At 63.7% G+C, this 19616-nt stretch carries 19 protein-coding genes; 7 read left to right on the top strand and 12 right to left on the bottom strand.

Going from position 1 to position 19616, the window contains the following annotated elements; all coding sequences use genetic code 11:
* The coding region (locus B3N48_RS07700) for a helicase-related protein (protein WP_296181686.1) at positions 1 to 1111 on the top strand (1111 nt) is incomplete at its 5' end.
* Between the two features lie 202 nt (positions 1112 to 1313).
* Complete coding sequence (locus B3N48_RS07705; protein ID WP_296181688.1) at positions 1314 to 1841, top strand: GNAT family N-acetyltransferase; 528 nt, start codon at positions 1314 to 1316, stop codon at positions 1839 to 1841.
* A gap of 3 nt (positions 1842 to 1844) precedes the next feature.
* On the opposite strand, the gene B3N48_RS07710 is transcribed toward B3N48_RS07705, so the two are convergent.
* The 3 genes from B3N48_RS07710 to mobA all read right to left on the bottom strand — a co-directional run bounded on the left by B3N48_RS07710 (position 1845) and on the right by mobA (position 3300).
* Positions 1845 to 2210 carry a glyoxalase superfamily protein gene (locus B3N48_RS07710; protein ID WP_296181691.1) on the bottom strand — a complete coding sequence of 122 codons (366 nt, stop codon included), beginning with the start codon at positions 2208 to 2210 and terminating at the stop codon, positions 1845 to 1847.
* Between the two features lie 170 nt (positions 2211 to 2380).
* On the bottom strand, positions 2381 to 2605 hold the full coding sequence (locus tag B3N48_RS07715) for a YgdI/YgdR family lipoprotein (RefSeq protein WP_296181693.1): 225 nt from the start codon (positions 2603 to 2605) through the stop codon (positions 2381 to 2383).
* Between the two features lie 101 nt (positions 2606 to 2706).
* Entirely contained in the window at positions 2707 to 3300 is a 594-nt protein-coding gene (gene mobA / locus B3N48_RS07720) for a molybdenum cofactor guanylyltransferase MobA (RefSeq protein WP_296181695.1), read from the bottom strand.
* 77 nt (positions 3301 to 3377) lie between these two features.
* Between mobA and moaB the strand changes: the two genes are divergently transcribed.
* The 5 genes from moaB (at position 3378) to B3N48_RS07745 (ending at position 7845) form a co-directional block, all read left to right on the top strand.
* Entirely contained in the window at positions 3378 to 3917 is a 540-nt protein-coding gene (gene moaB / locus B3N48_RS07725; protein WP_296181697.1) for a molybdenum cofactor biosynthesis protein B, read from the top strand.
* Positions 3918 to 3923: 6 nt separating this feature from the next.
* A complete protein-coding gene (gene glp, locus B3N48_RS07730) occupies positions 3924 to 5138 on the top strand; it encodes a gephyrin-like molybdotransferase Glp (RefSeq protein ID WP_296181700.1) in 1215 nt (404 codons plus the stop codon).
* Positions 5139 to 5228: 90 nt separating this feature from the next.
* Positions 5229 to 6155, top strand: coding sequence for a glycosyltransferase (locus B3N48_RS07735; protein WP_296181702.1), 927 nt, complete (start codon positions 5229 to 5231; stop codon positions 6153 to 6155).
* Between the two features lie 102 nt (positions 6156 to 6257).
* Complete coding sequence (locus B3N48_RS07740; RefSeq protein ID WP_296181705.1) at positions 6258 to 7448, top strand: CaiB/BaiF CoA transferase family protein; 1191 nt, start codon at positions 6258 to 6260, stop codon at positions 7446 to 7448.
* Between the two features lie 19 nt (positions 7449 to 7467).
* On the top strand, positions 7468 to 7845 hold the full coding sequence (locus tag B3N48_RS07745) for a VOC family protein (protein WP_296181707.1): 378 nt from the start codon (positions 7468 to 7470) through the stop codon (positions 7843 to 7845).
* Positions 7846 to 8310: 465 nt separating this feature from the next.
* Here B3N48_RS07745 and B3N48_RS07750 read toward each other — a convergent pair whose 3' ends face one another.
* Genes B3N48_RS07750 through B3N48_RS07790 form a run of 9 tightly spaced genes read right to left on the bottom strand, consistent with a single transcriptional unit; the run spans position 8311 to position 19535 of the window.
* Positions 8311 to 9726, bottom strand: coding sequence for a lipid II flippase MurJ (locus B3N48_RS07750; RefSeq protein ID WP_296181710.1), 1416 nt, complete (start codon positions 9724 to 9726; stop codon positions 8311 to 8313).
* Positions 9727 to 9735: 9 nt separating this feature from the next.
* The gene (locus B3N48_RS07755; RefSeq protein ID WP_296181713.1) at positions 9736 to 10557 is read right to left on the bottom strand and encodes an acyltransferase; all 822 of its coding nucleotides are present in this window, start codon (positions 10555 to 10557) and stop codon (positions 9736 to 9738) included.
* Complete coding sequence (locus tag B3N48_RS07760) at positions 10554 to 11951, bottom strand: O-antigen ligase family protein (protein WP_296181714.1); 1398 nt, start codon at positions 11949 to 11951, stop codon at positions 10554 to 10556. Before B3N48_RS07760 ends, B3N48_RS07755 begins: the two co-directional genes overlap by 4 nt.
* Positions 11951 to 13048 (bottom strand): glycosyltransferase family 4 protein, encoded by a 1098-nt coding sequence (locus B3N48_RS07765; protein ID WP_296181716.1) that lies wholly within the window; start codon positions 13046 to 13048, stop codon positions 11951 to 11953. Before B3N48_RS07765 ends, B3N48_RS07760 begins: the two co-directional genes overlap by 1 nt.
* A complete protein-coding gene (locus B3N48_RS07770) occupies positions 13039 to 14253 on the bottom strand; it encodes a glycosyltransferase family 4 protein (protein ID WP_296181718.1) in 1215 nt (404 codons plus the stop codon). The genes B3N48_RS07765 and B3N48_RS07770 overlap by 10 nt, the downstream gene beginning before the upstream one ends.
* A gap of 2 nt (positions 14254 to 14255) precedes the next feature.
* Positions 14256 to 15569, bottom strand: a complete 1314-nt coding sequence (locus B3N48_RS07775; protein WP_296181720.1) for a cellulase family glycosylhydrolase — start codon at positions 15567 to 15569, stop codon at positions 14256 to 14258.
* Positions 15570 to 16748, bottom strand: a complete 1179-nt coding sequence (locus tag B3N48_RS07780; protein ID WP_296181723.1) for a glycosyltransferase — start codon at positions 16746 to 16748, stop codon at positions 15570 to 15572.
* 1 nt (position 16749) lies between these two features.
* Positions 16750 to 18744: an exopolysaccharide transport family protein gene (locus B3N48_RS07785; protein ID WP_296181726.1), complete on the bottom strand. Its 1995-nt coding sequence runs from the start codon at positions 18742 to 18744 to the stop codon at positions 16750 to 16752.
* 17 nt (positions 18745 to 18761) lie between these two features.
* On the bottom strand, positions 18762 to 19535 hold the full coding sequence (locus B3N48_RS07790) for a polysaccharide biosynthesis/export family protein (RefSeq protein ID WP_296181729.1): 774 nt from the start codon (positions 19533 to 19535) through the stop codon (positions 18762 to 18764).
* Positions 19536 to 19616 lie beyond the last annotated feature (81 nt).

Consider the following 19616-nt stretch of genomic DNA (forward strand, 5'->3'; position numbering starts at 1 on the left):
CAACGGCATCGAGAACTACTCGCGCTACCTGTCCGGCCGTCCTGCCGGGGCGCCACCGCCCACCCTCTACGACTATCTGCCGGCGGACGCGCTGTTGGTGATCGACGAATCCCACGTCAGCGTGCCGCAGGTGGGTGCGATGTACAAAGGCGACCGGTCGCGCAAGGAAACCTTGGTGGAATACGGTTTCCGGCTGCCGTCGGCGCTGGACAACCGGCCCATGCGCTTCGATGAATGGGAAGGCGTCAGTCCGCAGACCATTTTTGTCTCGGCGACCCCCGGCCCGTATGAAGGTGAACACGCCGGTCGTACGGTCGAGCAGGTGGTGCGGCCGACCGGTCTGGTGGACCCGCAGATCGAGATTCGCCCGGCTCTCACGCAAGTGGACGATCTGCTGTCGGAGATCAAAAAACGGGTCGATCTGGAAGAGCGGGTGTTGGTCACCACGTTGACCAAGCGCATGTCCGAAGACCTCACCGATTACCTGGCCGACCACGGCGTGCGGGTGCGCTATCTGCACTCGGACATCGACACGGTGGAGCGGGTGGAGATCATTCGCGACCTGCGTCTGGGCACCTTCGACGTGTTGGTGGGCATTAACCTGTTGCGCGAAGGCCTGGACATGCCGGAGGTGTCGCTGGTGGCGATCCTCGACGCCGACAAGGAAGGCTTCCTGCGTTCCGAACGCTCGCTGATCCAGACCATCGGCCGCGCGGCACGGAACCTCAACGGGCGGGCGATTCTGTACGCCGACAACATCACCGGCTCCATGGAGCGGGCGATTGGCGAGACCGAGCGCCGTCGCGAGAAGCAGATCGCCTTCAACCTGGAAAACGGCATCATTCCAAAAGGCGTGTTCAAGGACGTCGCCGACATCATGGAAGGCGCCACCGTACCGGGATCACGCAGCAAAAAGCGCAAAGGCATGGCCAAGGCCGCCGAAGAGAACGCCAAGTACGAGGCCGAATTGCGCTCGCCGAGCGAGATCAGCAAACGCATCCGTCAGTTGGAAGAGAAGATGTACCAACTGGCCCGCGACCTGGAGTTCGAAGCCGCGGCACAAATGCGCGACGAAATTGGCAAGTTGCGCGAGCGCTTGTTGGCGGTCTAGCTCCATCTTGGCGCGAGGCGTCTCTACCGGGTTGAGCGGGGGCCTCTGAGGGAGTGAGCGTGCGCACCCATGGCGGGTCGTCCTTCACCCAGCTGTGAAGGCGACCGCGTTCGTGAGCAAGCTCTCTCGTGTGTTCGTCTTGCCTTTGGTGTTAACTCCGGTCATCTGGTTTCCACGCCCATTTTAAGAAAGGTCCCTCACGATGCAGCGAACCACTGACCGCCTGATCCTCAGACCGCCCACCCCCGATGATCTCGCCAGTCTGTTCGCCATCTACGGCGACCCGGCGACCCATCAATTCAACCCGTTCGGGCCACTGACCCAGCGTGATCAGGCGCACTCCCTGCTCAACGGCTGGCTGGCGCACTGGCTAGAACAGGGCTATGGGCAATGGGCGATCAGCACCCGCGAAACGCCCGACGAGGTGATCGGTTTCGGTGGTCTCGATGCGCGCCTCTATGGCGACGTATTGCGCCTGAACCTCGGCTATCGCTTCGGGCCGCAGGCATGGGGGCAGGGGTTCGCCACCGAGCTGAGTCAGGCGGCGCTGGACTTCGGATTTGCTGAACTGCGCGTGCCTGAGGTGTACGCCATCGTCAGGCCCCTGCATTACGCCTCGATACGGGTGCTGGAAAAGGTCGGCATGTCGCGCATTGACACCCTCGACGACGTGCCGGGGCAGGCGCCGAGTCTGGTCTATCGGTCAATGCGCCCAAACACTGCCGTTTGAGCTTCAGTCGTCGCTCAATTCACAAAACCGCAGCCGATTGCCAAACGGGTCGACAATTTCCATCACCTTGCCCCACCCCTGTTGCTGGATGCCAGGCCGAGCGTGTGTGTAGCGCTTGGCGTTCAGCTCGGCATGCAGGCTGTCGATGTCGGTGACCGGCACGAAAACCGTCGAGCCCGGTGTGGCGTCGCCGTGATGGCCGGTCAGGTGAATCACCAGATCGCCTCGGCGCGCTTGGGCATACAGCGGCAAGTCCTTTTCGAAGCGATGCTCCCACTCGATGTGAAAGCCCAGAAAGTCCACGTAAAACGCTTTGGCCTGTTCTTCGGAAAAAATCCGCAGCAGCGGGATCGCCCCTGAAATCTGCATACAACCTGCTTCCTTGATGGCGTGGGAGGGCGAGTCTAGCCCACTCAATGTTCTCGCGGCTGACGCACAGCCTCCGAAACTTTCACTGCATCAGCGACCGACTCCGGGACATGAAAAACCCGCCTCGAGAGGCGGGTTCTGGTGTTCGATCAGTTGGCGTCAGTCAGGCTTCACAGCTCTTTGACGGTACGCACCTGATCTTTATTGATGCGGGTTTCTTTGCCGTCCAGCTGCTTGAACTCGTAGAAACCGGACTCTTCGTCGTACTTCGGCGTGTCGGTGGCCTGGATTTCACGGCCATCGTTCAGGGTGATCACCGTCGGCGATGAGCAACCGGCGAGGGTGGCGAGGCCCAGTGCGAGCAGGAAGGCTGCGGGAATAGTCCGTGATTTCATTACTGTGTCTCCGAGGGTGATTCTTTATGTAGTGACGGTTCTGACGCGGAGGTTGTCGGCAAAGTTCCATGAAAGATGCCCATCCTTGGCGTCTGGCCGAATCAGCGTGCGAATGACGCCAAAACGTCCGGTGTATTGAGGTTCGCCAGCCTGGTGTCGCCCTCGTCGCATTGCAAGGCCACGGCACCCAGTTCGGCCAGGGTCCGGCGCGGGCTGCGCTGGCCCTGTTGCCAATGCTGCTCGAAAACCGCCGCGTGAACGGTAGGGATGCAGCACAGCAACGGTTGCCACTGTTCGCCTTCGCGGACCATCACCGGTCGGCCGGGATGCTCGAACGCCTTTTGCCGCAGAGCGGTCAGCAGGGCAAGGTCCAGCAGCGGTTGATCGCAGGGCATGACCAGCAGAACGTCATGGCGCGCCACGGCGATCCCGGCGCGGATACCTGCATAGGGGCCGGGAAAACCGCTTTCGTCGTCTTCAACCAGGCGGTCGGCCAGCGGCGCATAACGCTCCTGGTTGCGATTGCAGGAAATGATCAGGTCGTCGGTCAAGGGGCGGGTCAGACGATGAAGGTGCTGTATCAATGGCTCGCCACGCCAGTCGATCAGGCCCTTGTCACGGCCGCCCATGCGCTGACCCTGACCGCCGGCCAGCAGCAGGATCGAGCAGGGCGGCAGGGTGTCGGAAGCGGTCATGATGCACTCGTCCAGCAGAGAAATGAGAGGTGCTGTGATATAACACCGGACTGTTTTCCCTACAACCGGACCCGCTGATGAAAGCCAAGGCTGAGACCCCGTTCGTGCCGCTGAACATTGCCGTTCTGACCGTGAGCGACACCCGCACCTTCGAAAACGATACCTCGGGGCAGATGTTCGTCGATCGCCTTACCGCCGCCGGTCATGGCCTGATCGACCGAAAGCTGCTCAAGGACGACCTCTACAAAATCCGCGCCCAGGTCGCGACGTGGATTGCCGATGATGACGTGCAAGTGGTGCTGATCACCGGCGGCACGGGCTTCACCGGCCGTGACAGCACCCCCGAAGCCGTGGCGTGCCTGCTGGACAAACAGGTCGATGGCTTCGGTGAGCTGTTCCGGCAGATTTCAGTGCCGGATATCGGCAGCTCGACCATTCAATCCCGCGCGTTGGCGGGGCTGGCCAACGGCACGCTGGTCTGCTGCCTGCCGGGTTCGACCAACGCCGTGCGCACCGGTTGGGACGGGATTCTGGCCGATCAACTGAACAATAGCTTCCGCCCCTGCAATTTCGTGCCGCACCTGAAAAAAGCCGAGCCTTGCGCGCCCCGTGGATGACAATCGATGAGCAAGCCTGAACCGCGTGGCCTGATTCCGGTGGAAGAGGCCATGGAACGCCTGATGGCCCTGGCCGCCGACGCGCCGATCACCGAGTGTGAAACCGTCGCCTTGGCCGACGCCCAAGGGCGCATCCTTGCCGACGATTTGATCTCCACCCTCGATCTGCCGCCGTGGCCGAACAGTGCCATGGACGGTTACGCCCTGCGTGTCGCCGACTGGACGGGCGAGCCATTGCCAGTCAGCCAGCGGATCTTCGCCGGGCACGCGCCGTTGCCGTTGCAGCCCGGCACTTGCGCGCGGATTTTCACCGGTGCCCCGGTCCCGGAAGGCGCGGACTGTGTGGAAATGCAGGAAAACGCCGAGGTCCAGGCTGATGAGCGCGTGCGCTTTCTGGAGCCGTTGCGCGCCGACCTCAACATCCGCCCCAAAGGCCAGGAAACCACGGTCGGCGACAAGGTATTGGACGCTGGCACCGTGATGACTCCCATCGAACTGGGGCTGGCCGCCACGTTGGGGCTGGGTGAGTTGAGCGTCAGGCGCCGGGCGCGGGTGGCGGTGTTGTCCACGGGCGATGAGTTGATCGAGCCGGGTCAGCCACTGGGGCCGGGACAGATCTACAACAGCAACCGCGTGCTGCTGTGCAGCTGGCTTGAGCGACTGGGCTGCGAAGTGGTGGACGCCGGCATTCTGGCCGACGACCTGGAAAAAACCCGTGCAGCGCTCGGGGCCTTGAGCGATGTCGACCTGATCCTGTCCACGGGCGGCGTGTCGGTGGGTGAGGCGGATTTCCTTGGCCATGCGCTGCGGGAAGAGGGCGAAATTTCGCTGTGGAAACTCGCCATCAAACCGGGCAAGCCGTTGACCTTCGGCCATTTTCGAGGCGTTCCGGTCATCGGCTTGCCAGGCAACCCGGCGTCGACGCTGGTGACGTTCGCCTTGCTGGCCCGGCCTTATCTGCTGCGTCGTCTGAGCGTCGCCGAGGTCAAACCGCTGCACTTCAAGGTGCCCGCCGGTTTCGCCTGGCCCAAACCCGGCACCCGTCGCGAGTACCTGCGCGGTCGGCTGAAGCAAGGCCGATTGATCGCCTATCGCAACCAGAGCTCCGGCGTGTTGCGCAGCGCGGCCTGGGCCGACGGGCTGATCGAGATCATGGAAGGCACCACCGTCGTCGAAGGCGATCTGCTGAATTTCATCCCGTTAAGCGAGGTGCTGGGCTGACAGGCGGCTGGATCCAATCGCCAAAACCTGAGCTACGCTCAAAGTGCGTCATGACAAATGGGTATCCTGTATTTGCCCCGGAGTATTGTTATGCAGCCTTTGCGCGTGGCTTGTGTGATTCCGACCTACAACGGGCGCAGGGAGCTTGAGCGTTTGCTCGATTCGCTCGCTGCGCAAACCGCGACCTTCGACACGCTGATTGTCGACTCCAGCTCCACCGATGGCACGTGGGAATTGGCCCGCGCGCGCTGCGCCCACGCCGTGCAGATCGCCAGTAAGGATTTCAACCACGGCGGCACCCGGCAGATGATGGCCGAGACTCATCCCGGCTACGACGTGTTCGTCTACCTGACCCAAGACGCCTACCTCGAAGACCCGCGGGCGGTGGAAAACATCCTCCTGCCGTTCGAAGACCCTCTGGTCGGCGCCGCGTGTGGCCGTCAGTTGCCGCACCTCGATGCCACAGTGCTGGCGCAGCACGCGCGCTGGTTCAACTATCCCCCGGTGTCGCGGATCAAAACCCTCGCCGACATTCCGGAAATGGGCATCAAGGTGCCGTTCATGTCCAACTCGTTCGCCGCTTACCGGCGCGATGCGCTGCGGGCGGTGGGCGGGTTCCCGCGCCACGTCATTCTGTCCGAAGACATGTACGTCGCCGCGCGGATGCTGCTGTCCCATTGGAAAGTCGCTTATCAGGGCTCGGCCGTGTGTCGGCATTCCCACAACTACAGCTTGCGCGAAGAATTTCGCCGGTACTTCGACATCGGCGTCTTCCAGGCCCGGGAATCGTGGATTCACGCGCGCTTCGGTGGCGCCCGAAAAGAAGGGTTTCGCTACGTGAAGTCCGAGCTGGATTTTCTCGGCGCCCGACGCTGGTATCTGTGGCCGTCGTCGTTTCTGCGCAACGGCCTGAAGCTGCTGGCGTTCAAACTGGGCAAGGAAGAGGCGCGCCTGTCGCGGCCCCTGAAGCGGCGGTTGGGGATGTACAAGCGCTTTTGGGACAGCGAACACGCCTGAGCGATTGCGGTTCGTCGTGAAGGGAGGCATGAATCGGCGCTGGATTTCCGCTCGGGATAGCCGACAATGACGCGACTTTTTTCAGACCAGAAAGGGCACGTCATGCAAAAGCCACTGCAAGGGATTCGGGTCATCGAACTCGGGCAGCTGATCGCCGGGCCGTTCGCGGCGAAGATGCTGGGTGAGTTCGGCGCCGATGTGATCAAAATCGAACCGCCGGGCACCGGCGACCCCCTGCGCAAATGGCGCCTGTTGCACGAAGGCACATCGGTGTGGTGGGCGGTGTCCTCTCGCAACAAGCGCTCGGTGACCCTCGACCTGCGCGAACCTGAAGGTCAGGACGTAGTGCGCACATTGCTCGCCGAAGCCGATGTGCTGGTGGAGAACTTTCGCCCCGGCACGCTGGAAGGTTGGGGGCTGGGCTGGAAAGAACTGCACGCACTGAACCCCAAGCTGGTGATGCTGCGCGTCTCCGGCTATGGCCAGACCGGGCCGTATCGCGATCGTCCCGGCTTCGGCGTGGTGGGCGAGGCCATGGGCGGCTTGCGGCACCTGTCGGGTGAGACAGGCCGCACGCCGGTTCGAGTGGGCGTTTCGATCGGCGATTCGCTGTCGGCGCTGCATGGCGTCATTGGTGTGTTGCTGGCCTTGCGGCATCGCGATCAGAACGGCGGCGAGGGTCAGGAAATCGACGTCGCGCTGTACGAGTCGGTGTTCAACATGATGGAAAGCCTGATTCCCGAATACTCGGTGTTCGGCGCCGTGCGGCAACCGGCGGGGAGCAGCCTGCCAGGGATCGCGCCGTCCAACGCGTACCGCTGCCGCGATGGCCGATACGCGCTGATCGCCGGCAATGGCGACAGCATCTATCAGCGGCTAATGGCCTTGATCGAGCGCCCCGATCTGGCGTCCGACCCGGCGCTGGCGCACAACGATGGCCGGGTGAAGCAGGTGGAGCTGATCGACGCGGCGATCTCTGCCTGGGCGGCGAGCCTCGACCTCGACGACGTGCTGGCCAGACTCACGGCGGCGCGAATTCCCGCCGGGAAAATCTACGACGCGGCAGACATCGCCAGCGATCCGCATTACCAGGCGCGGGACATGCTGCTGGACGGTCAGCTGGACGACGGCACGCCGGTCACGTTGCCGGGTATCGTGCCGAAACTGGGCACCACGCCGGGCGGTGTGAGTCGTCCGGCCCCGACCCTCGGGCAACACACCGATGAGGTCCTGGCAGAATTGGGCATCAATGCCGAACAGCGCGCGGCATGGCGGGCACGGGGCCTCATTTGAACCACACACGGAGCGCGACATGATCGATCACCTTGACCATCTGGTCCTCACCGCAGTGGATGCTGACGCCACCGTGGATTTCTACACCCGCGTGCTTGGCATGCACTTGGAAACCTTCGGCGCGGGGCGCATGGCATTCACTTTCGGCCAGCAGAAAATCAACCTGCACCTGCGCGGCAAAGAGTTCGAACCCAAAGCCCACGTCCCCGTCCCTGGCGCCCTGGACCTGTGCTTCATCGCCTCGATCCCGCTGGACGAGGTCATCGCCCGCCTCAACGCCGCGCCCTGGCCCATCATCGAAGGCCCGGTGATGCGCACCGGCGCGACCGGCCCGATTCGTTCGGTGTACGTGCGCGATCCGGATTTGAACCTGATCGAGATATCGGAAAGGGCGTGAAGCAAGCCGATTGACGGGCGGCAACCATGGCAGGCCAGCAAAAATGGGGTGTCTGTCACGCCGCTTTCGCTGCCGTCGTACCTCCGGCGGCTCCTACAAGGCGTGGAGTGGTGTCCAACTTCTTGGGACCAATTCAGTTCTGTAGGAGACGCCGGAGGCACGACGGCAGCGATCGGCGCGCAGCGGCAGCAAAATTGATCGGATATTGGAGAGGGCGTGAAGCAAGCCAATTGACCGGCGGCAACCGTGGCAGGCCAGCAGAAATGCGGTGTCTGTCACGCCGCTTTCGCTGCCGTCGTACCTCCGGCGGCTCCTACAAGGCGTGGAGTGGCCTCCAACTTCATGGGGCCAATTCAGTTCTGTAGGAGACGCCGGAGGCACGACGGCAGCGATCTGGCGCGCAGCGGCAGCAAGCTCTGCGCCCGGTTTTGTCTGACACTGCGCAAGTGAACCGCCCTCCGCCGATCAACGCTGCGTCTCCCGCCACGGCCTCAACCACAGCGCCAACCCCGCCAGCAACGCCGCGCCGTATGCGCAACTCAACCCCAATTGCAGCCAGACATTGCCCAGGGGGTGCAGCAGCGTCGCGGCCAGCAGCATCACGCCGGCACCGAGCAGCCACTGCTGACGCCAGGGCAGGACATCGAGCAGTCCCTGGCGGCGCATCAGCAGGACACCGGTGAGCATGGCTCCGGCGAGTGCCGCCATAGCGATGCCGATCAGCCCGAAGAAAAATGGCAACAGAGCAAGCGACACGGCGTTGAGCAGACTGCCCGTGAGCTCGCAAGCCAGCGGCAGGCGGGTGTCCCCGGCGGCATAGGCATAACGGGCGAGCAGGGCGTTCCAGGCGCCGAACATCAGCGGCACGGCGAACCACGCCAGCAGCCCCGGCAGCGGACCATCGACCGCCTGATTCGGCAGCAGCAGCGCCACCAATGCCCCTGCTGCGCCGATCAATCCGGCCACGGCGGGAACGGTCAACAGCGTGGCGCTGCTCAACCCGCTGCGCAGCAAGGCCATGCGCTGTTTACCTTCGGCACCGCTCATCAGCCCCAACAGCACCTGATTCAGGCTCATCAGCGCTATCAGCGGCAGGTTGATCAGCTTGCGGGCCAGGTTGACCCAGGTCACCGCGCCTTCCCCCAGCAATGACGCCACCATCCGCTCCAGCAGCGCCAGGCCCTGACTCGCCAGGTTGCTGCTGAGCAGCGGTCCGATGCGCTGCAACAGCTCACGTCCGGCGCCGGGCGCGCGGTTGACATGCCAGGGGCGCCAGCCTTCGCCGCATAACGAAGGCAGCAGTAGACCGGGCATCAGCAGGCTGCCCAGCAGGCAGGCACAGGCCAGACCCGTCGGCGTTGCGGCGTGGCGCATCACGGCGAGATAAAGGACGGGCGGCAGGTTGAACAGCAGCGAACCCAGCCCCGCCAGGACAAACCGCGAACGCGCCTGCAACGGCACGCAGAGCAGGGCGTGCAGCAGAAAGCCCGGTGCCGACCAGGCCAGCCATTGCAGCGATCCGGCCGCCAGCCCGTAGCCCTCGGTGACCAGTCCAGGGCCGATCAGCCTTACCCAAAACGGCGCGCCCACACTCAACAGCCCACTGATGCCCAACCCGCACAGCAGCACGCGGGGCACCATTGCACTCAGCCAGTCGCGCTGCGCCTGCGCGTCGCGTTGCTGATACAGGGGCAACGCGGCGGCGCTCAGCAACCCTGCCGCCAGGGCCATGCGCAACGCCTCGGGCAGAAACAGCGACACCAAAAACGCATCGCTGCGCTCACCCGCGCCCCAGGCCGCCACCAACAGCCACTCGCGAGCGAATCCGGCCGCCAGCCCGGTCAGGGTGGCGAGGGTCAGCCACAACGTCGAGCCCAACATCGACGCGGCTCAGTGAAACAAAGTGAACAGGCCTTTGCCGCCCACTTTGTAGTTGAGGCCACGGGCGCGTTCCCCTTTGATCTCGGCATTCGGGCCGCTGACGATGGCGTAGGGCGGGATTGGTTTTGACACCACCGAACCGCCGCCCACCACGGCGCCTTCGCCCACGTCCGCGCCGAACGACAACAGCGCCCGGCTGGCGATCCACGCGTAGTCGCGCACATACACCGGCCCGCCCACGGCCCAGAATTCCGGGGCCTTGAGGTCGTGCCCGCCCGCGATGATCAGCACGTGAGAGGCGATGGTGACGTGGTTGCCGATGAACAGCCCGCCCCGGGCGTCCAGTTGGCAATGCCAGCCCACCGTGCTGTCGTCGCCGATTCGCAAGCCATCGACGCCGAGGATTTCCGTGTTGCGCCACACCGTCGAGCCCTTGCCAATCTTGGCCCCGCCCACGCGCAGCCAGAACAGGCGCAGGGTGTGGCTGGGGATCTTGCAGATCAGAATGTTGTACGCCTGCTCCCAGGTGCGCAGCAGGCGGTCGCGCAAGGTGGGCCAGTTGATGCCGTACAACGGAATCAACGCGCCGGGGGTCTCGCGGGTCAGCAGCCGATAGAAGCGCCGCGCCAGCGGATTCTCGATGCGCGACTGAATGTCGAGGTAGCTGATGAAACACAGGGTCTTGTCTTTCATCGGCGTCTCGAAACACACCTCGTTGGCCAGCATCCAGTCATAGGTGCTTTCCAGTTCTCCGACGCTGACCCCCATCTTGCGCGCGTAGTCCGGCAAGGCCTCACGCAGGTTGTGTGAATGCATCATGCGGTGCTTCATGGTCGTTCCCCCGGATCGGATTCGGTGTCGCGCGCGCTTCGTTGCAGGCGCCGAGCTTCATGCAGATTGAGCCCGAGCAGCAGCCAGAACAGCGCGATCAGCACCGTGGTAAAGCTGAAATAGTGGTCGAACACGCCGCTGAACAACGCTGCCATCACCCCCACACGCGTGCCCAGCCACAGCGCGGTGTCGCGATTCAGTGTGACGAGATTGCGCGGCAGTTTCGCCTCGCGCCACCAACTGACCGTGACGCCGACGAACAGCAGCATGCCCGGCAGGCCCAGCTTGTAGATGTAGTTCAACCAAAGGTTGGAAATGCCCCATAGCCGCGTGCCCGGAACGGGCGGGTCGACCTTGAAGCCGATGCCCAGCGGGAAGGCACGTACCGCGTCGGGAAAGTGCGAATACTCCTCAAAACGCACCGCGGTGCTGGCGTCGTCGCTGGTGAACAGCCCGGCGATCCGCTCCTGCAGAGGCGGGTAGAACATGAGCAGCAAGCAGCCGAGAAAAATGCCGGCCATCAACATGCGCCCCACGTACGGCACGCGCCTGCGCGCCATCCAGCACATGACCACCACCAGACTCACCAGTGCCCCTCGCGAGCCCGTGAACAACAAGCCGGCCAAGGCCAGCACCCCTACGGCCAGACCCAGCACACGCATCGCGCCGTCCCGGGTGACGCCGATGCAGAACGCCAGCGGCAGCAGCATGGCCATTGCGCCGCCAGCGATGTTGGGGTGGGTCCATGGTGTGCCCATGCGCGTGGAGAATCCGCTGAGGCCTTCGTTGAGGGTGTCCAGATTGCTGTAGCCCAGGCCGCCGATGATGGCAATGATCGCCGTCGAGTTGCCGTTTTTCAGGTACACCGGGATCGACAGCAGCAACAGCAACAGCGTGCCGAGCAGCAGGGCGAGAGTCATCCGTTCCCGGGATTGCGCGTCATTGAGCAGGCGCGGCACTAGAAACAACGGCGACAGGTTGAACAGCCAGCGCACCCAGTTGATCGGGCCATTGCCCTCGGCATGAACCATCAGTTGCCCGACCACGAAGGGCAATGCGCTGAACAGCATCAGCGCGATCAGCCAGCGCTCGGTGCGCATCAGGCGCAGCGGCGGGCTGTATGGCGCGAACAGGCGATGGGCCACGAGACTCACCCAGATCAGCATCAACAGCGCTTCCGATACCGTGGTGCGAATGCCGATCTGCACGGTGGCATAGGGCAGAAAGGTCGCCAGTACCCCGAACAGCAACAGACCGCGCAGCGGGCGCCGCACGATGGCCAGGACCGCAGCCACACCCACCAGCGCCAGCATGACTTTGAGCGGCGGCAACAGCAGGATCAGCACCCCGAACAGCAGCGCGACGAAGGCGCCAATGGGCAATGCCAGCGGCATCAGCGCAGCTCCTCAAGCCTGTCATTGAAGCGCTGGCGGAAGGCGTCGACCCCGTATTGCTCGGCCCAGCCGCGCAAGGGCGCCGGGTCTTGGCTCTCGGCGGTGGACAGCACGCCCATCAGCCGCACCAGGCCCGCGAGATCAGTAGGGGAAAAGCGCGGGCTGTCGTCGGGCGTCACCTCGTCCAGCGACGAGCCCGTCGCCACCGCGACCGGCGTGCCGACGCGCAAGGCTTCGACCACCGGCAGGCCGAAGCCTTCGCCATACGAGGGCTGCCACAGCCGCTCGGCGCGTTGGTAGACATGATGCAGCTGACCATCGCTGAGGCCGCTGAGGGCGTGCAGTCCGGGCGCCTCGCGTTGGGCGGCGTTGAGGCAGTCGGCACCCCCGACCAGCACCAGGTCCGGCGTTCTCGGGAACTGACGGCGGGCGATCTGCCAGGCCTCGAAGAAAAACGGAATGTTCTTGCGCGGCTCCCGGGTGCCGACACACAGCCAATAACGTTCGGGCAGCGGCGTGTCCGGCGCGACGGGTTCGACCGCAAAGCCTTCGACCACATGGGGCATGACCCGGATTTTGTCGCGAGCGCCGGGGAACAGCCGCACGGTTTCGTCGGCGGTGAACTGCGACGGCACCCAGACCCGGTCGGCGACCTTGACCGAATGGCCGATCGACAGTTGATCGGTCAGGCGATAAACCCTGGCCTTGAGCCTTGAACCGTGATTGTTCTGCATCGTCAGCTGAAACAGGTCGTGCAGTTGCAACACGTAGCGCATACCGGCCGGCTTGGGGCCGATGGGCAAACCCATGTTCAGGTTGGCGACATAGATTTCAATCTCGGCTTCCTTCAGCGCACGCGGCAGAAACTGCGCCTCGAAGCGCAGACGTTCGGGCAGACGATGAATGCCGTTGAGCGGCGTCTCCCACGCGGGGCAGTGGGCGATGCGGCGGATCGGGTGGTCATAAGGGCCAACGCTGAACAACTGCAACTTCACGTCGGGATGAGCGCGAAAGGCGTCTTCCAGCGCAATGTTCTGCCGACCGATGCCGCTGTTGGGAAAGCCCGTTGCAGGGCGGTAATCCAGTCCTACGCGCATGCCTGGGCGTCCTCCTGTTGATGAACCCGCGAATAGATGCCTTCCAGCTGGGCGGCCGACACCGACCAATCGTGGTACTGACGCACATAGGTACGGCCCGCTTCGCCGATGTCCGCCAGCCGGTTGGGCTGTTCGATGGCTTCGGCCAGTGACAGAGCGAGGGCATTGGCGTCGTCGCCGCGCAGGTAATGCGTGCCTTCGATTGCAGTCAGGCCTGAACAGCCTTGCGCCGTAGTGACCACGGTAAGGCCTGCGGCCATGGCCTCCAGCACCTTGAGCTTCGAGCCTCCGCCTTCGCGCAAAGGCGCGAAGAAAATCGCTGCCTCCCGCTGCACCGTGCGCAGATCAGGCACGTAACCCAGCCAGTCGATGCGCGGGTCGGCCCAGCGTTGCGGCCAGTCCGGGGGCAGGGCATAGCCGCCGATCGTCAGGCGCACCAGTGGATCGATGTTCCACACCTTGGGCATGATGTGGTCGAGCGCCCATTGCACGGCATCGACATTGGGGCCGTATTCGTAATTGCCGATGAACAGCAGACGCCGGCTGTAACGGTCCGGGCAGACCTTGGCGTAGTAATCGCAATCCACCCCGTTGACCACCAGATGGGTCGCCCGCGAGGTCATGCGCGACAGGCCTTTGGCATCGGCCTCGGTGACCGCGATCAGCTCGCGGGTCAGGGGGAATACCCGTTTTTCCCACTGCCGATAGCGCCACTGATCAAAGCGCACGAAGGGTTTGGCCCAGGCCGGGAAGTCCAGGTAACTCGCGGCCCCCAGCCCTGATTCAATGTTGTGCTCCACCAGAATGAACGGCTTGCCGGACTGTTTGAGCGGCGCCTCGAACGGCTGGAACGCGTAGCTGTGCTGGATCTGGATCACGTCCCATGGCTCTTGCAGCAGCGTTTCGAATGCCTGTTGCAGTTGCGGCGAAAAGCCGTTGGCACTGGCCAGCATCGGCGGGCGGGCGAAGGCCACGGCGAGCAAGGTACGGACGCTGCGCAATGGCCGCCGTGGCACCACGATCAAACGCTCCAGCCAGGGTTCGAGGGCGGCACGGGTGGCGTCGTCCAGTTCGGTTTTCGATTGCACCAGCAGGGTGATGCGATGCCCACGCGCCGCCAGGTTGCGCAGCAGGTGATATTCCCGTGTCTTGCCGCCGCTGGTGGTGGGCCAGGGCAGATAGGGCAGCGTCCAGAGAATGCGCATGACTAGGGTTTCCAGGACAGGATTTGCAGGGTCGGAGTCAAGGCCATGTCCACGCCTTTGGCGCTGGCCAGCGTGGTCTGGCTGCCGCTGAGCGGGTCGTGCAGCGTCGCGCTTTTGATGCCGGGGAACGTCAGGTGCGCGCTGCTGGCGCTCCAGGCCATGAGCAGGTGGGTGCCGTCCGGCTTGTTCCAGGCAATGGCGTAAAGGTCTTCAGGCACTGAGGTCGCCGGGGGCGGGTCGGCCGGTTGCAGGGTCGGGCCGGTGACATCGAAGAAGTGCTTCATCGCCGTGTAGACGGGTTTGGGCTCGCCGTTCAGGTCGAGCAGGCCATAACCTCTGTCGCGGGGCGTGGCGCGTTCGTCCAGGTCGCTGAGGTTGAACAGGAAGATGCGCTGATAATCGAGGGTGCTCATCAACGCCAGACGACGGAGCGTGTAATCGGCCTGACCCTCCAGGCCGATGATGCGTTGCATCTCCACCGGGCCTTTGTAGCTGGACCAGCCCCACTCGGTGGCCCAGACCTGTTTGACGCCGGCGTCGTGCAGGCTGGCGTTGAGGCGGGTGGCGCGGACCAGAAAATCGCGGTCCGCCACGGAGTCGCCTTCGGGGTATTCGGAGTAGGGGTGGTATGCCGCGACGATGTTTTGCCCTGCCAGGCCCTGATCCACCATTGATTGCAGCATGTAGGCGGTCGAGCCACGCATCTGCCCGTAATAGGCGACACCGGCGGTGACGATGGGGGTGTTCGGCAGTGCGCTGCGAATGGCCGTGGCGGTAGTGGTCAGCAGGTGGTAATACGCCACCGGGTCGGGCTGGGGCAGCCAGACGATGTTCGGCTCGTTCCACACCTGCCAGTGGCTGACCTGCGGGTAGCGTTGGGCCAGGGCGGTCATGCGCTCGGCGAAGATCGTGTCGTCCCGGGGCGGGTATTGATCGGTGTTGCTGGCGCCCTGTGGCGCGCTGCTGTCGAACGCCGCGGACCCCACCAGATAAGCGACGGTGTTGTAGTGATGGGGCTCGGCGGTTCGCATGGCGGCGTCCAGCGCATCGAGATTGTATTGCCCCTGTGCCGGCTCGAGCACCGGCCAGTGTAGCGTCCAGCGAATCCAGCCCAGGCCCAGTTGGTCGAGGCGGCTCATCTGTTTCTGGTAGATGTCCGGGGTGAAGTAGTGAAACTGCACGTTGACCCCCAGAAAATCTTTCCAGACCACCGGGCGTTGCGCTCGCAGGATCGTCTCGGCCTCGGCGGCCGGGCTGATCGCGGTCAGTGCACAGACGCTCACCAGCGTCATCGTCAGTAACGCGTTGCCCTTCATTCAGTGCACCTCGCATGCCGTTTGGAAGACGTGCCGGAACCGCTCGGCGGTCAGGCTCCAGACTCGTTCCCGGCCCAGGGCTTCTGCCCGGTCGGCCCACGCCTGTGCCTGATAGGGATGCTCGCACAGCCTAGACAGCGCCTCGGTCAGTGCCTCAACGTTGCCTTGCGGATAGATTTCGCCATTGCCGTGGGACACCTCTTCGGCGAACGAGCGCGCGTCCGAGGTGATCACGCCGCGCCCACAGGCCGTGGCCCAGGACAACGCGCCGCTGGTGCCGCGCAGCTTGCCCAGCAGCTTCAATTTGCTCGACTCGCGGTACGGCAAGACCATCACGTGATGGGCCTGAATCACGAGGGGAATGTCTTCGGCAGGCAGGTCGAGGTGCCAGCTGATCAAGTCCGTCAGGCCCAGTTCGCGAATGCGCTGGCGCAGTTGCTCCAGATAGCTGCCCGAGGCGCCGAACGCCATTTCCGGCTCGCTGCCCCCGGCCAGCGTCAGCCGCACCCGCGCTCGCAGGGCGGGCTTTTCGACCACCAGCCGGGCCAGGGCCTCCAGCAGATCTTCGATGCCCTTGCCGCGATAGATGAACCCGAAGTAAAGCAGCTTGAGCGGTTGCAGCGGCGGCAGGGGCGTCGGCGCGATGGGCATATTGCCGTGGGGGATGACGGCCATCTGCGCCTGTTGCAACTTCATGCGCGCCATGAGGCTGCGATTGCCGGCGTGGGTCAGGGTGATCAGACGGGTCAGGTGCTGCGCCAGTTGCCGTTCTTCGTGCAGGCACAGCGGGTCCGCCAGCACCGTAGCGACTTCAGGCAGTGGCGAGCGCAGCGACGTCAGCGTCGACAATGGCCACGGTAACCGTTGCCGGCGCCACACCAGACGCTCCGGGTCATGCACGGTGGCGGTCAGCGGCAGCTGCGCGAAGCGCTGGCGCAAGGCGCGCAGGGCGTGAAACTCGGCGAGGCGGCCGCCGCCAATCTCGGCATGCACCAGATCGATGCCGTGCCAGTCGGCTTCGGCCACTCGTTGTCGGGCGGCGTCGGGGTCGTTGCCGACACCGTGCAGCGGCGTTCTGACGCGCACGCCCAGGTCCTCCAGCGCTTGCTTGAGGTGGCCGGCGTAATCGGCGATGCCGTTCTGCTCAGGGGGCAATGGGGCGAGGAGGGCTATCTGCATCTTAGTGGTGGCTCCGATAGCGGCCGATCCAGGTCAGCACTTTTTCCGGGATCTCGAAGCGACGGCGATTGAGGATCACGCCATCGACGTGCTTGAAGGCGGTGGACAAGGTCGCCAGCGCGTTCTGCAATTTCGGCACGGTGGATTTTTCGGCTTCGATCACCAGCACGATCAGGTCGGCGTTGCGCAGGTGCACGAACGCCTCCTGCCGACTGTAGAACGCCGAAGCATCGATCAGCTGGATTTCTCCGGCGGCAGCGGTGCGCCCGTCGCCCACCCGCACGGTATAACCCAGCTCCACCAGCAGGTCGCGCAAATGATCGATGACGAACGTCACCCCTTCGCCCGCATTGGCCGAGGTGATGCCGATGCTCAGGCCCCGCTCGGGCACCTGCTCCAGCGGCAGCACGCTGTACAGGCGGTAAAGGCTGGCGCTAAACGCGCTGCGGGGCGGGCCTTTGGCGGCGCTCAGGTCCTGGAGCGTGGTCCAGACCGGCACGCCGAACTGCGCCTCGATCCCGTCGGCGTCGTGGATGCGTTGGTCCAGCAGGTAGAACAGGTACATCGCCAACAGACCGACGCCGAGGCTGAGCGGAATGGCCACCAGCAACAGCAACAGGCTTTTCGGGAACACCTTGCTCGGGTTGAACGTGGCGTGCTCGATGATCGCGATGTTGCTGATGCGTTTGTTGTCGAGCTCGCGGTCGATGCGGGCTTTTTCCAGGCTGACGGTGTAGAGCGCATAGTTCTTGTCTTCTGCTTCCAGCTCGCTTTGCAGGCGGGCGAACTGCGGTTCGAGGTCCAGCGCCTGTTGCCGGTCCTTTTCCAGTTGTTCGAGTTGCGCGTCCAGCTGTTTGAGCTGGACCAACAGCCGGGTATAGCTGGCTTGCTGATCATTCAGGATGTTCTGCAAGCGCGTGAACAGCGGGTTCGGCGCGATGTTTTCGGTGCGCTGGACCGTGGTGCTGTGGCTCTTCCACAGGGCCTTGAGGTTATTGATTTCGTTGTCCAGCGCGACCACCGGCGGCGCACTTTCCTTGTAGGAACGCAGCAGTTCTTGCCGCTCCACTTCCTTGCCGTTGATGCGGCTCTCCAGGTCCTGGCGGGTCGGGTTCAGCGCCAGCTCCTTGCCGGAACTGATGAGCCGGGTCTGCTTGTTGATCTGCTCTTGAATCTTGTCGATCCCGGCCTTGGTCGCGGCGATGGACCGCAGCGTGTTGTTGCGCTCGGTGCGCAGGTCGTTCAGCCCTTGAGCGACATCGGCCAGGCGCTGGGCAATGCTGACGGCGCCCAGTTGGTTGAGCAACGTTTGGATCTGATGCTTGTGGTTGAGGATATTGGCCTGCGTGTCTTTCACTTCCTGCTCATAAAACGCATACAAACTCACGCGGCCCAGGGTGCGGGTGCGTTCTTCCTCAAAACGCTCCACCCAACTCTTGAGAATCGCCTGGGCGACTTCGGGGTCGTTCCAGGTCAGTGTCAGCTCCATGACCGAGGACCCCGGGTCGTGGCTGGCCTTGAAGCTTTTCTCCAGCTCCTCGGTGAGGCGATCTTCAGGCGAGCGCTCCGCCACCAGGCCGATGAATTCCAATGTCTGTCGGGCGGCATTGACCAGCCAGGCAAAGGCGATGTTGGGCGCGTTCTTCAGCGTGGCCCATACCCCGGTTTCTCGCGGGACGCTGGCCATTTTTTCCATGTACTCCCGCGCCACCTGACGGATGATCGGCCGTCCGCTGAGCATGCGTTCTTCATCCAGCAACGGGTCGCGCAGGCCGCTGGGCGCAGCGATGGATTGGCGGTCGGCGAGCTCGATCGGAACGGTGCTGGTGTCGCGTCCGGGCTTGACCAGCAGCAGCGACGTCGACTCGTAGCGGCTCGGCAGCAGAAATGCCCCCAGCACGATAATGGCGAGCGTTACGATGACAGTGATCTGGACTTCACGGCGAAAAATGAAAAACAGGCGAAGCAAATCGCGGAATGAGCGGATCGTGATCATGTCGGGGTCCCTTCCGGTTAATTGCTGTCGCGCAAGTTGTAATTCACGCCGAAGCCCAACGATTTCGAGAAGGGGATCAACTGGTTGAAGTACATGTTCACGCCATCGATCCTGTTGCCGACCGCGGATTTGGGAACGAACACGACATCGCCGCGCTGCAACAGCACCGGCGCGCTCGGGCCTCCTCCGCCCGCGTAGAGCAACTTGCTGTAATCGAAAAAGTAGGTCTTGTAGAGGCCGTCGTCGCCCTGACGCAGCAGCGCCACTTTGGTCGCGTCGGCATCGGGATTGATCCCGCCAGCCCCCACCAGCGCCTGCTCCAGGTTGGTCACCACGGGCACCGGCAGGTTGGACGGATTGCGCACCGCGCCGCCGACGAACACGACGTTGCTGGGCGCCTGACTGATGTTGATGGTCAATGCCGTTTCCCGATAGATCGGCGCCAGCTTGGCCTCCAGCACCGCGATCAGTTGCGGCACGGTGAGGCCCGCCGCTTTGACCGAACCGATGTAAGGGTAAGAAAAGGTGCCGTCGTTGAGTACCGGGAACAGGGTCAGTTCGTAGATCGAGTTGGCGGTGAACGCCGAAATCGAAGGCGCTTCCCCTGTATTGCGCACGATGCGCAGGGTGTCGCCCGCGTGAATGCGCTCCGGAGGCAACGGCTTGCCTGCGAGGGCTCGACCAGCGTCTTCGGCCGCCTTTATCTCAGGGGATTCAGGCAAGCCGACCCGTGCCGGCGTGTTGCACGCGCACAGCAGCAGAACGCTGGCGAGCAACAGCGTGTTTTTCATTGGTCCAAAACTCCTGTCATACATGAATACGGCTCCCTTGCGGGTAAAACAATCATGTCGGCGATACTGCCAAGTCCAATG

It is taken from the genome of Pseudomonas sp. UBA1879, from assembly GCF_002338065.1.
In the GTDB taxonomy this organism is placed as follows: Bacteria; Pseudomonadota; Gammaproteobacteria; order Pseudomonadales; family Pseudomonadaceae; genus Aquipseudomonas.